The following is a 14,379-nucleotide window of genomic DNA, read 5'->3' as shown; positions in this document are numbered from 1 at the left end:
TGATGGCGGTCTACGATCTCGAAGAGCAGGAACAGATTTCCGAACTCAAGGCGTGGTGGGCGCAGTACGGCAACTTCGTCGTCACCCTCGCGGTGGTGGCGGCGCTCGCCTCGGTGGGCTGGCAGGCCTGGAACTGGTACCAGAGCCGCAATGCCGGCGAGGCCGGTGCGCTGTACTACGCGGTGCAGCAGGCGGTGGAGAAGAACGAGCCGCAGAAGGCCCGCGAGGCGGCCGGTCGCCTGGTGAGCGAGCACGGCGGCAGTGTAGGCGCCCAACTCGGCGCGCTGCTGTCGGCGGCGATGCAGTTCGAGTCCGGCGACCTCGCCAACGCGCGCGCGCAGCTCGAGTGGGCGGCCGACAAGGGCAGCGACCCCGCGCTGCGCGAGCTCGCACGCCTGCGTCTGGCGGCGGTGCTGCTGCAGGCGGGCGAACTCGACGCCGCGCTCGCCCGCCTGCAGTCCGCGCCCTCGGCCGCCTACAAGGCGCGCTTCGACGACCTGCGCGGCGACGTGCTCGCCGCCCAAGGCAAGGTCGCGGAGGCGCGCGCCGCCTACCAGGCCGCGATCGACGCGCTCGCCGCCGTCGGTGACGATGCGGTCACGTTGCGCGAAGTCGTCCGCGTCAAACTCGAATCCCTCGGAGCCTGAGCGATGAAAACCCCCTCGCTGCGTCTCGTCCCGCTGCTCGTCGCCGCGCTGCTCGCCGCGGGCTGCTCCTCGCTCAACCCCTTCGCCAGCTCCGCACCCAAGCCCGCGCCGCTGGTCGACTTCAAGCCCGGCGCGCAGCTCGTGGCCAAATGGCAGGCGAACATCGGCGAGGCCGAACACTACCGCTTCCAGCCCGCGGTGTGGAGCGACAGCGTATACGCCGCCGGCAACGAGGGCGAGGTCGCGCGCTTCGAGGACGGCCGCACGGTGTGGCGGATCGATACCGGCGGCGAACTCTCCTCCGGGGTCGGCACCGATGGCCGCCTCGCGGTGGTGGTCGCCACCGACGGCACGGTGATCGCCCTCGACACCGACAACGGCAGCGAGCGCTGGCGCGCGCCGATCGGCGCCGAGGTGCTGGCGCCGCCCGCGGTCAGCCTCGAGCTGGTGATCGTGCGCGCCTCCGACAACCGCCTGATCGCGCTCAGCGCGCGCGACGGCAGCCGGCGCTGGGTGTACCAGCGCAACAACCCGCCGCTCGCGCTGCGCAGCTTCGCCGGCGTGGTCCTCGAAGGCCCGGTCGTGCTCGCCGGCTTCCCTGGCGGCAAGCTCGCCGTGATCAACGCTGCCAATGGCGGCGCGATCACCGAGCTCAACGTCGCCGTGCCGCGCGGAGCGACCGAACTCGAACGCGTCGCCGACGTGGCCGGCATGCCGGTGGTCGGGCGCCGCGAGGTCTGCGCGGTCGCCTATCAGGGCCGCGCCGCCTGCTTCGACACCTCGAACGGCAACGCGATCTGGTCGCGCGAGTTCTCCAGCAGCGTCGGCATGGACCGCGACGCGCGCTTCGCGCTCATCACCGACGACCGCGATGCGGTCCATGCGCTCGACGCCGCCAGCGGCGCCAGCGTGTGGAAGCAGGACGCGCTCGCGCGCCGCCACGTCTCCCGTCCCCTGATCGTCGGCGACTACGTGATCGTCGGCGACCTCGAGGGCTATGTGCATGCGCTCTCGCGCGAGACCGGCGCCTTCGCCGCGCGCGAGCGCGCCGGCAGTGATCCGATCGTGGCCGATCCGGTCCCGCTGCGCCGCGGTTTCGTGGTGCAGGGCGCCGGCGGCGACATCACCGCGTACGAAGTACGCTGAGGTACGGTAGCCAGTGAAACCCACCATCGTTCTGGTCGGCCGGCCCAATGTCGGCAAGTCGACCCTGTTCAACCGCCTGACGCGCACCCGCGACGCGCTCGTCGCCGACCAGCCCGGCCTCACCCGCGACCGCCACTACGGCATCGGCCGCGTCGGCGACCGCGACTATCTGGTCGTCGATACCGCCGGCTTCGACCCCGTGGCCAAGGACGGCATCATGCACGAGATGGCGCGCCAGGCCGAGCAGGCCATCGCCGAGGCCGACGTGCTGCTGTTCCTGGTCGACGGCCGCGCCGGGCGCACCCCGCACGACGAGAACATCGCCGCGCGCCTGCGCCGCGCCGGGCGGCCGGTGCATGTGGTCGTCAACAAGGCCGAGGGTATCGACCGCGCGATGGTCGCCGCCGACTTCCATGCGCTCGGCCTCGGCGATCCGCTGCCGGTCTCGGCGGCGCACGGCGACGGCGTCAAGCAGTTGGTCGAGCTCGTGCTCGCGCCCTTCCCGGCCGACGACGAGAAGGAGCACTCCGACGACGAGGGCCCCAAGGTCGCCATCGTCGGCCGTCCCAACGTCGGCAAATCCACCTTGGTGAACACCCTGCTCGGCGAAGAGCGCGTCATCGCCTTCGACATGCCGGGTACCACCCGCGACGCCATCTCGATCCCCTTCGAGCGCGGTGGCAAGCGCTACACCCTGATCGACACCGCCGGCCTGCGCCGCCGCGGCAAGGTCTTCGAGGCGGTGGAGAAGTTCTCCGTCATCAAGACCCTGCAGGCCGTGCAGGAGTGCAACGTGGTCGTGCTGGTGCTCGATGCCGCGCAGGACATCTCCGACCAGGACGCCCACATCGCCGGCTTCGCGCTCGAGGCCGGGCGCGCGCTGGTGGTGGCGATCAACAAGTGGGATGCGGTCGACGACTACCGCCGCGATCGTCTCAAGGCCGACATCGCGCGCAAGCTGGCCTTCCTCTCGTTCGCGCGCTTCCACCAGATCTCCGCGCTCAAGGCCGAGGGCATCGCAGGGCTGCTGAAGTCGGTGGATGCCGCCTATGCCGCGGCCACCGCCAACCTGGCCACGCCGCGGCTGACGCGTGCGCTGCAGCAGGCGGTCGCGCGCCAGGCGCCACCGCGCCACGGGCTGGCGCGCCCGAAGATGCGCTACGCCCACCAGGGCGGCATGAACCCTCCGGTGATCGTCATCCACGGCAACGCGCTGGACGACATCCCGCAGTCGTATGTGCGCTACCTGGAGCGCTGTTTCATGGATGCCTTCGACCTCAAGGGCACGCCCTTGCGCATCCAGTTCCGCACCACGCACAATCCTTACGCGACGCGGACCTGAGCATTTTTCGCGAAAGAACCCGTTTCCACGCCTGGATTTCGTTGCATACTGCCATGCGGCAGTGCACAACGTGTCTGCAATATTCTTATAAACACAATATAAAGAGGTTCCACAATGAGCAACAAAGGGCAACTCCTCCAGGACCCCTTCCTGAACACCCTTCGTCGCGAACACATTCCCGTGTCGATCTACCTGGTCAACGGCATCAAGCTGCAGGGCCAGATCGAGTCCTTCGACCAATACGTCGTGCTGCTCAAGAACACCGTCACCCAGATGGTCTACAAGCACGCGATCTCCACCGTCGTGCCCGCCCGCCCGGTCGTCATCCAGCAGGAAGAGGGTGCCAACTGAGGCCGCGGTCCACCCGGCGCGGCCGGCGTCTGCCGGCTGCGGGAGGCGCGCGTCGTGTTTGAACGTCCCGCCTCCGGTGAGCGTGCGGTCCTCGTGCAGCTCGACCTCGGGCAGGGCGCGATCGACGAGCGCCTGTCCGAGCTGAAGCTGCTCGTCCTCAGCGCCGGCGCGAGCGTCGAAGCGGTCGTGCAAGGCCGCCGCGCCGCGCCCGACTCCAAGCTCTTCGCCGGCAGCGGCAAGGTGCAGGAGATCGGCGAGGCGCTGCGCGCCTACGGCGCCGACATCGTCATCTTCAACCATGCCTTGTCGCCCGGGCAGCAGCGCAACCTCGAGCGCGAACTGCGGTGCATGGTCATCGACCGCACCGCGCTGATCCTCGACATCTTCGCGCAGCGCGCGCGCAGCCACGAAGGCAAGCTGCAGGTCGAACTCGCCCAGCTCGAGCACCTGGCGACCCGCCTCGTGCGCGGCTGGACCCACCTCGAGCGCCAGAAGGGCGGCATCGGCTTGCGCGGCCCGGGCGAGAAGCAGCTCGAGACGGACCGCCGCCTGCTCGGCAACCGGGTCAAGATGCTCAAATCCCGGCTCGCCCAGATCGAGAAGCAGCGCAAGGTTCGTCGGCGCGCTCGGGAACGCCGCGACGTTCTGTCTGTCTCTCTCGTCGGTTACACCAATGCGGGCAAGTCGACGCTGTTCAACGCGCTGACCAAGGCGGGCGCCTACGCGGCGGACCAGCTCTTCGCCACCCTCGACACCACCTCGCGCAGGTTGTACGTCGGCGGCGAGGGGGCAGGTGCGAGCGTTGTGCTGTCGGACACCGTCGGCTTCATCCGCGACCTTCCGCACGCCCTCGTGGCGGCCTTCCAGGCCACTCTCGAGGAAACGGCGCAGGCCGACCTGCTGTTGCACGTCGTCGACTCGGCGAGCGAGGACCGCGATGCGCAGATCGGGGCGGTGAACCAGGTTCTCGCCGAGATCGGCGCGGCCGACGTGCCGCAGATCCTGGTGTGGAACAAGATCGACCTCACCCGCGCCGCTGCGGCGGTCGAGAGGGGGGACTGTGGTACCATCAGGCGCATTTTTTTGAGCGCCCGAACCGGGGAAGGCCTCGATCTGCTTCGCGACGCGCTTGCCGAAGTAGCTCGGCAGACCTTTGGTGACAACGCCGACCGGCCCGCCGGTCGGGATGACGAGCGACGACAAGAAACGTGATAACAGGCATTCTCATGTCACTGAACGACCCACGCTGGGGTGGCCAAGGCGGCGGCGACCGCGAAGACGGCAATCGCGGCGACGACAACCGCAACGACGACCAGCGCGGCGATCGCAATCGCGGTGGCAACCAGGGGCCGCCCGACCTCGAGGAGGTCTGGCGCGACTTCAACCAGCGCCTTTCCGGCATGTTCGGCGGCAAACGCCCCGGGCGTGGCGGCGGCTTCGGCGGCGGCAATGGTGGCGGCAATCGCCCCGAGCTCCCCGGCTTCTCCTTCAAGCAGTTCCGTGGCGGCTTCGGCGTCCTTGCGGCGCTGGTGCTGGTGGTCTGGCTGGCGAGCGGCCTGTACACGGTGGACGCCAACCAGCGCGCCGTGGTGCTGCGCCTCGGCGAGTACGTCGCCACCACCGAGCCCGGCCTGCGCTGGCGCCTGCCCGCACCCTTCGAGACCCACGAGATCGTCGACCTCACGGGCGTGCGCACGGTCGAGGTGGGCTATCGCGGTTCCGAGCGCAACAAGGTGCTGCGCGAATCGCTGATGCTCACCGACGACGAGAACATCATCAATATCCAGTTCGCCGTTCAGTACGTCCTCAACAGCCCGGAGAACTACATCTTCAACAACCGTTTCCCCGACGAGGCCGTGGCGCAGGCCGCGGAGACCGCGATGCGCGAAATCGTCGGCAAGAGCCGCATGGACTTCGTGCTTTACGAGGGCCGCGAGGAGATCGCGACCACCGCGCACGAGCTCATGCAGCGCATCCTCGACCGCTACGAGACCGGCATCCAGGTCAGCCGCGTCACCATGCAGAACGCCCAGCCGCCCGAGCAGGTCCAGGCTGCGTTCGACGACGCGGTCAAGGCCGGGCAGGACCGCGAGCGCCAGAAGAACGAGGGCGAGGCCTACGCCAACGACGTCGTGCCGCGGGCCCGCGGTACCGCTTCGCGCCTGGTCGAGGAAGCCAACGCCTACCGCGAGCGCGTGGTCGCCAATGCCGAGGGCGAGGCGAGCCGCTTCAGCCAGGTGTTCGCAGAATACAACCGCGCACCGGAGGTCACCCGCGAGCGCCTGTATCTCGACACCATGCAGCAGGTCATGTCCAGCACCTCCAAGGTGATGGTCGACGCGAAGGGCAACGGCAACCTGCTGATGCTGCCGCTCGACAAGCTGATGCAGCAGACGGGCGCCAAGCCCGCCGCGGCGGCGCCTCCCGACTCGCAGTCGGCCGCGGGCCTCGCGGCCAACGCTCCGGTGCCGTCCTTCGATCCGCGCAACCGGGATGGAATGTTCAGTCGTGAGCGGGGAGTACGTTGATGCGTGACAAGATGTCCCTGATCGGCGGCACGCTGCTGCTGCTCGTCGTGATCGCCTCGATGTCGCTGTTCACCGTCGACCAGCGCCAGTATGCGATCGTCTTCCAGCTCGGCGAGGTCAAGGAGGTCATCTCCGAGCCCGGCCTCAACGCCAAGCTGCCTTTCATCCAGAACGTGCGCTACTTCGACAAGCGCATCCTGACGATGGACACGCCCGAACCCGAGCGTTTCATCACCTCCGAGAAGAAGAACGTGCTGGTCGACCACTTCGTCAAGTGGCGCATCGTCGACCCGCGCCTGTACTACGAGTCGGTGGCCGGCGACGAGGCGCGTGCGCGCACCCGCCTGACGCAGACGGTCAACGCCGGTCTGCGCGAGGAGTTCGGCCGCCGTACCGTGCACGACGTCGTCTCCGGCGAGCGCGACCGCATCATGGAGCAGATGCGCGAGCGCGCGGACCGCGACGCCCGCACCATCGGCGTGCAGATCGTCGATGTGCGCCTGAAGCGGGTCGACCTGCCCAACGAGGTCTCGGAGTCGGTCTATCGTCGCATGGAGGCCGAGCGCAAGCGCGTCGCCAACGAGTTGCGCTCGCTGGGTGCCGCGGAGGCCGAACGCATCCGCGCCGACGCCGACCGTCAGCGCGAGGTGATCATCGCCGAGGCTTACCGCAGTGCGCAGGAGGTCAAGGGTGCGGGCGACGCGAAGGCTACCGCCATCTACGCCGAAGCCTTCGGCAAGGACCGCGAGTTCTACTCCTTCTACCGCAGCCTCGAGGCCTACCGCGCGAGTTTCTCGGGCAAGGACGACGTGCTGGTGGTCGATCCGAGCTCGGATTTCTTCCGTTTCATGAAGGATGCCGGAGGCGCGCCGCGCAACTGACGTCTTCATGGCAAGCTCGCTCCTCACGGCCTTCGCGCTGATGCTGATCGTCGAAGGCCTGTTGCCCTTCATCGCGCCCGCCGCATGGCGCGAGACCTTCCTTCGCCTCGCCAGCATGGCCGACGGCCAGATCCGCTTCATCGGTCTGAGTTCCATGCTGGCGGGGCTCGCAATGCTTTTCATCGTTCTCTGACATCGCCATGCGCTGGGTACTGCCCGACCACATCCAGGACGCCCTGCCGTCCGACGCCCACCGGCTGGAGAGCCTGCGCCGCCGCCTGCTCGACGCCTTCCGGCTGCGCGGCTATCAGCTCGTGATGCCGCCGCTGCTCGAATACCTCGACTCGCTCACCACCGGCGCCGGCAAGGACCTCGAGCTGCGCACCTTCAAGCTGGTCGACCAGCTCTCCGGCCGCAGCATGGGCGTGCGTGCCGACATGACTCCGCAGGTCACCCGCATCGACGCCCACCTTCTCAACCGCCGCGGCGTGTCGCGCTTGTGTTATTGCGGCAGCGTGCTGCACACCCTGCCGTCCACGCTCACCGGCACGCGCGAGCCGCTGCAGCTCGGCGCTGAGCTCTACGGCCATGCCGGCATCGAGGCCGACGTCGAGATCCTGCGCCTGCTCGCCGAGGTGCTGCGCCTCGCCGAAGTGCCTGCCTCGCGCATCGACATCGGCCATGTCGGACTCTTCCATGCGCTCGCCGCGCGCGCAGGGCTGGTGCCGGGCCGCGAGGAAGAGCTCTTCGACCTGCTGCAGGCGAAGGACGTGCCCGAGCTGCGCCGCATGCTCGCCGACGTCTCCGAGCCGGCGCGCAGCGCGCTGCTGGCACTGCCCGAACTCTACGGCGGCCCCGAGGTGCTCGCAGAGGCCGCCGCACGCCTGCCGCAGGATGCCGAGATCGCCGGCCCGCTTGCCGAACTGCGCCAGCTCGCCGACGCGCTGGGCGACCTCCCGGTGAGCTTCGATCTCGCCGACCTGCGCGGCTACCACTATCACAGCGGCGTCGTGTTCGCCGCCTACGGCGCCGAATCGCCCGCCGCGCTCGCGCTCGGCGGCCGCTACGACCGCGTCGGCCAGGCGTTCGGGCGCGCACGGCCGGCCACCGGCTTCAGCCTCGACCTGCGCGAACTCGCCTGGCACCTGCCCATCCCGGCGGCGCCGGCGGGCGCGGTGCTGGCGCCGCCGGACGACGACGCGGGGCTGGCCTCCGAGGTCTCCGCGCTGCGCGCACGTGGCGAGATCGTGATGGTGGCGCTGCCGGGACACGAAGGAACTTGGAACGAAGCCGGCTGCGACCGGCAACTGGTGAAGCGGGGCGATCGCTGGGCGGTCGTGCCGTTACAGGGAGAGTAAGGAAATGGCAAAAAACGTCGTCGTCGTCGGCACCCAGTGGGGTGATGAAGGCAAGGGCAAGATCGTCGACTGGCTCACCGACCACGCCAAGGGCGTGGTGCGGTTCCAGGGTGGCCACAACGCCGGTCACACGCTGGTCGTCGGCAAGACCGAATACAAGCTGAACCTGGTGCCCTCGGGCATCGTCCGCGAAGGCGTGGCCTGCTTCATCGGCAACGGTGTGGTGCTCGATGCGCACCACCTGTTGTCCGAGATCCGCACGCTGGAAGCCGGCGGCATCAAGGTGCGCGACCGCCTGCGCGTGAGCCCGGGCTGTCCGCTGATCCTCGGTTACCACGCCGCGCTCGATCGTGCGCGCGAGGCCGCCAAGTCCGCCGGCGACAAGATCGGCACCACCGGCAAGGGCATCGGCCCCACCTACGAGGACAAGGTCGCCCGCCGTGCGCTGCGCGTGTACGACCTCTTCGACCGCGAGCGCTTCGCCGCCAAGCTGAAGGCCAACCTCGAGTACCACAACTTCGTGCTCACCCGACACCTCGGCGCCGAGCCGGTCGATTTCCAGACCGTGTTCGACCAGGCCATGGCCGACGCCGACGAGCTGCTGCCGATGGTCGCCGATGTCTCGGCCGAGCTCTACGCGATCAACAAGTCGGGCGGCTCGCTGCTGTTCGAAGGCGCGCAGGGCACCCTGCTCGACATCGACCACGGCACCTACCCCTTCGTCACCTCGAGCAACTGCGTGGCCGGGCAGGCCGCGGCGGGCTCGGGCGTCGGCCCCGGCCGCCTGCATTACGTGCTCGGCATCACGAAGGCCTATTGCACCCGCGTCGGCGGCGGGCCCTTCCCGACCGAACTCGACATCGAGACCAAGGGCGTGCCCGGCGAGCAGATGTCGACCAAGGGCCGCGAGTTCGGCACCGTCACCGGCCGCAAGCGCCGCTGCGGCTGGCTCGATCTCGCCGCGCTCAAGCGCTCGATCATCATCAACGGCGTGACCGGCCTGTGCATCACCAAGCTCGACGTGCTCGACGGTCTCGAAGAGCTCAAGCTGTGTACCGGCTACATGCTCGACGGCAGGCGCATCGACCTGCTGCCGATGGGTTCGGAGGAGGTCACGCGCTGCGAGCCGATCTACGAGACCCTGAAAGGCTGGAGCGGCACCACGTTTGGCGCGCAGAGCTGGGACGCCCTGCCGCAGGAGGCGCGCACCTACCTGCACCGCATCGAGGAGATCTGCGAGATCCCGATCGACGTCATTTCGACCGGTCCCGAGCGCGACGAAACCATCCTCCGCCGCCATCCCTTTGGCGCCTGAGCATCCGCAGCACCCTGTGCGGCCGCACTCCGCGGCCGCCGCGCCCGCCGGGGGTCAATGCACCCCCCGCGCGATTCCAGCACGACGCTCGATCGCGACTCGAGTCGTTCCTGCACGGGGCCAACCCGCGCCGTCCGCGAATGTTGCGCCATCCGCAGCGTTCGCGAATTCCGCGCCGTTTTTCATAGGGGCGACGCAAGTCGCGATCCTCGCGTCCGGCCCGCATGGCGCACCTTCCTTCGCGCGACGATGGCACAAACGCAAAAAAGCCGCTCCGAAGAGCGGCTTTCCTGTGAAACTGGTGCCCAGAAGAGGACTCGAACCTCCACGCCTCGCAGCGCTAGTACCTGAAACTAGTGCGTCTACCAATTCCGCCATCTGGGCAGGGAGGCACATAATAGCAAAGGCCTTAACTTCCGCAAAGGTTTTTTTTGCATCATCGGGCGCATCCTTCCGTCGCCGAGCGAAGGGGCTGCCTTTGACTCGCGATGCCGGCACCTCGATCCCGCCCAGCATGTGTTCCCACTCGACGCCCGCTCGCGACTCGGATCGTTCCTGCGGACGGCCCGCAGCAGTGTCCGTGGATCCCGCGCCGTGCGGCGATTGTGCGCAGGTCATCGTGGGAGCCGCCGCAAGGACGCAAGTCGCGACCTGCGCATGCAGCCTGCACCGCGCGTCCTCCAGCGCGCCGCTGAAGGGCGCCGCATTTGTCCGCGTCAACACGGCGCAAAAACAAAAAAGCCGCTCCGAAGAGCGGCTTTCCCGTGAAACTGGTGCCCAGAAGAGGACTCGAACCTCCACGCCTCGCGGCGCTAGTACCTGAAACTAGTGCGTCTACCAATTCCGCCATCTGGGCAAGAAGACGCGCATTATAAGCACGCAAAGAAGATTGTCAATGACTCGCAAAACGAAAAAAACCGATCAGCAGCGCTCCGGCGCCCCCTCCCGCAGAACGCCGGCCGCGCCGCAGCAGGGCGAGCTTGCGCCGCGCGCCAACCCGCCCGGGCGCAAGGCCGGGCGCGGCACACTTGCCGTGCACGCCGCGCCCGAACCCGCCGCCCAAGGCAGCACTCGGCACACCGGCTCCCCGGCGCGCGGCCCTGGCCGCAGTCGGGCCGCGCGCAAGGCGGCAGCCGTGCAGGCCAGCGCCGTCCGTCTCGCCGACCCCTTCTACGAGCGTGAGACGCAGCAGTACGACAACCCGCTCCCCAGCCGCGAATACGTGCTGCAGATCCTCGCCGAGCGCGGCGTGCCGATGCCCCTCGCCGAGCTCGCCGGCGCGCTCGACATCGCCCCGCACGAGCTCGACTTCTTCGACCGTCGCCTGCGCGCGATGGAGCGCGACGGCCAGGTCGTGCGCAACCGCCGCGACGCCTACCTGCTGCCGGCCAAGGCCGACCTCATCAAGGGGCGCGTCGAGGGCCACCCCGACGGCTTCGGCTTCCTGCGCCGCGACGACGGCGAGCCCGACGTCTTTCTCGGTCCCAAGGAGATGCGCGAGGTGCTGCACGGCGACCGCGTCATGGTGCGCATCTCCGGCACGGACCGCCGCGGCCGTCCCGAGGGCAAGCTGGTCGAGGTGCTCGAGCGCGCCAACTCCCGCGTCGTCGGTCGTGTCATCAACGAGCACGGCGTGATGATCGTCGTGCCCGAGAACCGCCGCCTGGCGCAGGACATCCTGGTCGCCCCGGGCGGGCGCAAGAAGCCCGAGCCAGGCCAGATCGTCACCGTCGAGCTGGTCGAGCAGCCCACCAAGTTCGCCCAGCCGATCGGGCGCATCGTCGAGGTGCTGGGCAACTACGCCGACCCCGGCATGGAGATCGAGATCGCGCTGCGCAAGCACGACCTGCCCTTCGAGTTCTCCTCCGAGGCCAAGGCGCAGACGCGCAAGCTGCCCGACGTGGTGCGCAAGAAGGACTGGGCCGGCCGCGAGGACCTCACCAAGTTGCCGTTGGTCACCATCGACGGCGAGACCGCCAAGGACTTCGACGACGCGGTGTATTGCGAGCGCCAGGGCAAGGGTTACCGCCTCATCGTCGCCATCGCCGACGTCTCGCACTACGTCGATGCCGCCAGCGCGCTCGACAAGGATGCCTTCGATCGCGGCAACTCGGTGTACTTCCCGCGCCGCGTCATCCCGATGCTGCCCGAGAAGCTCTCCAACGGCCTGTGCTCGCTCAACCCGCAGGTCGAGCGCCTGGCCATGGTCGCCGACATGAACATCGCGGCCACCGGCGAGATCAGGAACTACCGCTTCTACCCCGCGGTGATCTGGTCGCACGCGCGCCTGACCTACACGAAGGTTGCGGCGGCCCTGTACGACAAGGACCCGGCCGTGCGCGCCGAACTCGCCGCGCTGCTCCCCCACCTCGAGCAGCTCGACCAGCTCTTCCGCGTGCTGCTCAAGGCGCGCGCGAAGCGCGGCGCGATTGACTTCGAGACCACCGAGACGCGCATGATCTTCGACGATAACGGCAAGATCGCGCAGATCGTCCCCGAGGTGCGCAACGATGCCCACCGCCTGATCGAGGAGTGCATGCTCGCCGCCAACGTGTGCGCCTCCGACTTCCTCGCCACGCGCGAGCACCCGGCGTTGTACCGCGTCCACGACTCGCCCTCCGAGGACAAGCTCGCCAAGCTGCGCGAGTTCCTCAAGGAGTTCGGCCTCGGCCTCGGCGGCGGCGACGAGCCGCGCGCCGCCGACTTCGCCAGGCTGCTCGAGCAGGTCAAGGACCGCCCCGACGCCCAATTGTTGCAGACCGTCATGCTGCGTTCGCTCAAGCAGGCGATGTACAGCCCGGACAACGTCGGCCACTTCGGCCTCGCCTACGAGTCCTATACCCACTTCACCTCACCGATCCGGCGCTATCCCGACCTGCTGATCCACCGCGGCATCAAGGCCGCGCTCGCCGGCGAGCAGTACCGCCCCGGCGACTGGGAGCAGATCGGCCTGCACTGCTCGATGACCGAGCGCCGCGCCGACGACGCCACCCGCGACGTGGTCGCCTTCCTCAAGTGCTACTTCATGCAGGACCGCGTCGGCGAGGAGTTCGTTGGCAGCGTGTCGGCGGTGGTGCCTTTCGGTCTCTTCGTGGCGCTCGACGACATCTTCATCGAGGGGCTGCTGCACATCTCCGACCTCGGCAGCGATTACTTCCACTACGACGAGACCCGCCATGCGCTCATGGGTGAGCGCACCGGCAAGCAGTTCCGCCTGTCCGACCGGGTCAAGGTGCAGCTCGTGCGGGTGGATATGGCCACCAACAAGATCGACTTCCGCCTCATCGAGGGGCCGCTCCCGGTCGAGGCCAAAGCCCCGCCGAAGGTCGCCGAAGTGGTGGCCGCGGAGGTCGTGCCCGTGGAAGGGAAGAGGGCGCGCAAGCCGCGCAGCAAGAAGGCTGAGGTGGAGGAGAGGGTCGAGGCCACACCTGCGCCGGTGGTCGAGGCTGTGCCTGCCGCAGCGGAGCCCGCCGCGCCCAAGGTGCGCGGCAAGCGGACGAAGAAGGCCGCACCCGAAGCGCTTGCGGAGGTGCCCGTCGCGCCGGCGGTCGAGTCCACGGCTGCCGCAGCGGAGCCCGCCGCGCCCAAGGCGCGCGGCAAGCGGGCGAAGAAGGCTGCGCCCGAAGTGGTCGCGGAGGTGCTCGTCGCACCGGTGGGCGAGTCTGTGACTGCTGCCGAGGCGTCGGCGACGCCCAAGGCGCGCGGCAAGCGCGCGAAGAAGGTGGTCGCCGGGCAGGTGGCCGAGGTCGTGGCTGCGCCGGCGATCGAGCCTGTGCCCGCCGCCGCGGAACCTGTCGCGCCCAAGGCGCGCGGCAAGCGTGCGAAGAAGGCTGCGATCGCAACGGTCGCCGAGGTCGTCGTCGCACCGGTGCTCGAGGTTACGCCGGATGCGGCTCCGCCCGCCGCGCCCAAGACACGCGGCAAGCGCGCGAAGAAGGCCGTCGCCGGCACCGCGACCGAAGTCCCCGCCGCGTCCGCCGCCGAGGCGCTAGAATCCGCGCCCCCGGTACCGGCCCGACGTGCCGGCCGCAAGACCACCACAAAGGGCTCCGACCGTGGCTAAAGCACCCGAAAACACACCCACCCGGCTGATCTACGGCTTCCACGCCGTCTCCGCCAAGCTGCGCCACGCGCCCGACTCGGTGCTCGAGATCTTCCTCACCGCCGATCGCAAGGACGCGCGCGTGCGCAAGTTCCTCGCCCAGGCCGAGAGTGCCGGCGTACGCATCACCCAGAGCGAGGGCGACAAGCTCGACGCCCTCGTCGGGACCCGCCGCCACCAGGGGGTGGTCGCCAAGGTCGACGCCACCCGGCGCGAGATCAAGCTCGCCGACGTGCTCGACAGCCTCGACGAGAACGCGCTCATCCTCGTCCTCGACGGCGTGCAGGATCCGCACAACCTCGGCGCCTGCCTGCGCGTGGCCGATGCTGCCGGCGCCCACGCCGTGGTCGCGCCCAAGGATCGCGCGGTGGGTCTCAACGCCACCGCCGTCAAGGTCGCCAGCGGCGCCGCCGACACCGTGCCCTACATTACCGTCACCAATCTCGCGCGCGCGCTGCGCGAGATGCAGGACGCCGGCGTGTGGGTCGTCGGCGCCGCCGGCGAGGCCGAGAAGACCCTCTACGGGGTCGACCAGAAGGTCCCCGTCGCCTGGGTGCTCGGCGCCGAGGGCGACGGCCTGCGCCGCCTCACCCGCGAGACCTGCGACGAGCTCGCGCGCATCCCGATGCACGGCAGCGTCGAGAGCCTCAACGTGTCCGTCGCCAGCGGCATCTGCCTGTTCGAGGCCAGGCGCCAGCGCGGCTCCTGA

12 protein-coding genes and 2 tRNA genes are annotated in these 14,379 nt (G+C 69.1%); 12 read left to right on the top strand and 2 right to left on the bottom strand.

The annotated features are described in order from the left end of the window. Positions 1–2: 2 nt before the first annotated feature. The 10 genes from TMZ1T_RS16370 to TMZ1T_RS16325 all read left to right on the top strand — a co-directional run bounded on the left by TMZ1T_RS16370 (position 3) and on the right by TMZ1T_RS16325 (position 9,568). Positions 3–647: a tetratricopeptide repeat protein gene (locus TMZ1T_RS16370; protein WP_012585936.1), complete on the top strand. Its 645-nt coding sequence runs from the start codon at positions 3–5 to the stop codon at positions 645–647. 3 nt (positions 648–650) lie between these two features. After that, complete coding sequence (bamB, locus tag TMZ1T_RS16365; protein ID WP_012585935.1) at positions 651–1,793, top strand: outer membrane protein assembly factor BamB; 1,143 nt, start codon at positions 651–653, stop codon at positions 1,791–1,793. A gap of 13 nt (positions 1,794–1,806) precedes the next feature. After that, positions 1,807–3,135: a ribosome biogenesis GTPase Der gene (gene der / locus TMZ1T_RS16360; RefSeq protein ID WP_012585934.1), complete on the top strand. Its 1,329-nt coding sequence runs from the start codon at positions 1,807–1,809 to the stop codon at positions 3,133–3,135. 114 nt (positions 3,136–3,249) lie between these two features. After that, complete coding sequence (gene hfq / locus TMZ1T_RS16355) at positions 3,250–3,486, top strand: RNA chaperone Hfq (protein ID WP_004322287.1); 237 nt, start codon at positions 3,250–3,252, stop codon at positions 3,484–3,486. A gap of 54 nt (positions 3,487–3,540) precedes the next feature. After that, positions 3,541–4,698 (top strand): ribosome rescue GTPase HflX, encoded by a 1,158-nt coding sequence (hflX, locus tag TMZ1T_RS16350; protein WP_012585933.1) that lies wholly within the window; start codon positions 3,541–3,543, stop codon positions 4,696–4,698. 14 nt (positions 4,699–4,712) lie between these two features. Further along, positions 4,713–6,014: an FtsH protease activity modulator HflK gene (hflK, locus tag TMZ1T_RS16345; protein WP_004322291.1), complete on the top strand. Its 1,302-nt coding sequence runs from the start codon at positions 4,713–4,715 to the stop codon at positions 6,012–6,014. Beyond that, positions 6,014–6,895: a protease modulator HflC gene (gene hflC / locus TMZ1T_RS16340; RefSeq protein ID WP_004322293.1), complete on the top strand. Its 882-nt coding sequence runs from the start codon at positions 6,014–6,016 to the stop codon at positions 6,893–6,895. The genes hflK and hflC overlap by 1 nt, the downstream gene beginning before the upstream one ends. 7 nt (positions 6,896–6,902) lie before the next feature. Continuing rightward, positions 6,903–7,088 (top strand): DUF2065 domain-containing protein, encoded by a 186-nt coding sequence (locus tag TMZ1T_RS16335; protein ID WP_012585932.1) that lies wholly within the window; start codon positions 6,903–6,905, stop codon positions 7,086–7,088. Between the two features lie 7 nt (positions 7,089–7,095). Next, complete coding sequence (locus TMZ1T_RS16330; RefSeq protein WP_012585931.1) at positions 7,096–8,253, top strand: ATP phosphoribosyltransferase regulatory subunit; 1,158 nt, start codon at positions 7,096–7,098, stop codon at positions 8,251–8,253. A gap of 4 nt (positions 8,254–8,257) precedes the next feature. Continuing rightward, positions 8,258–9,568 (top strand): adenylosuccinate synthase, encoded by a 1,311-nt coding sequence (locus tag TMZ1T_RS16325; RefSeq protein WP_004322299.1) that lies wholly within the window; start codon positions 8,258–8,260, stop codon positions 9,566–9,568. 299 nt (positions 9,569–9,867) lie between these two features. On the opposite strand, the gene TMZ1T_RS16320 is transcribed toward TMZ1T_RS16325, so the two are convergent. Further along, positions 9,868–9,952 (bottom strand) — tRNA-Leu (locus TMZ1T_RS16320). Positions 9,953–10,339: 387 nt separating this feature from the next. Continuing rightward, a tRNA-Leu gene (locus TMZ1T_RS16315) sits at positions 10,340–10,424 on the bottom strand. Positions 10,425–10,463: 39 nt separating this feature from the next. On the opposite strand from TMZ1T_RS16315, the gene rnr reads away from it, so the two are divergent. Beyond that, a complete protein-coding gene (gene rnr / locus TMZ1T_RS16310) occupies positions 10,464–13,631 on the top strand; it encodes a ribonuclease R (RefSeq protein WP_012585930.1) in 3,168 nt (1,055 codons plus the stop codon). Next, a complete protein-coding gene (gene rlmB, locus TMZ1T_RS16305) occupies positions 13,624–14,379 on the top strand; it encodes a 23S rRNA (guanosine(2251)-2'-O)-methyltransferase RlmB (protein WP_004325955.1) in 756 nt (251 codons plus the stop codon). Before rnr ends, rlmB begins: the two co-directional genes overlap by 8 nt.

Source organism: Thauera aminoaromatica (assembly GCF_000021765.1).
In the GTDB taxonomy this organism is placed as follows: Bacteria; Pseudomonadota; Gammaproteobacteria; order Burkholderiales; family Rhodocyclaceae; genus Thauera; species Thauera aminoaromatica.
This window is presented reverse-complemented; position numbering and strand designations above follow the sequence as displayed.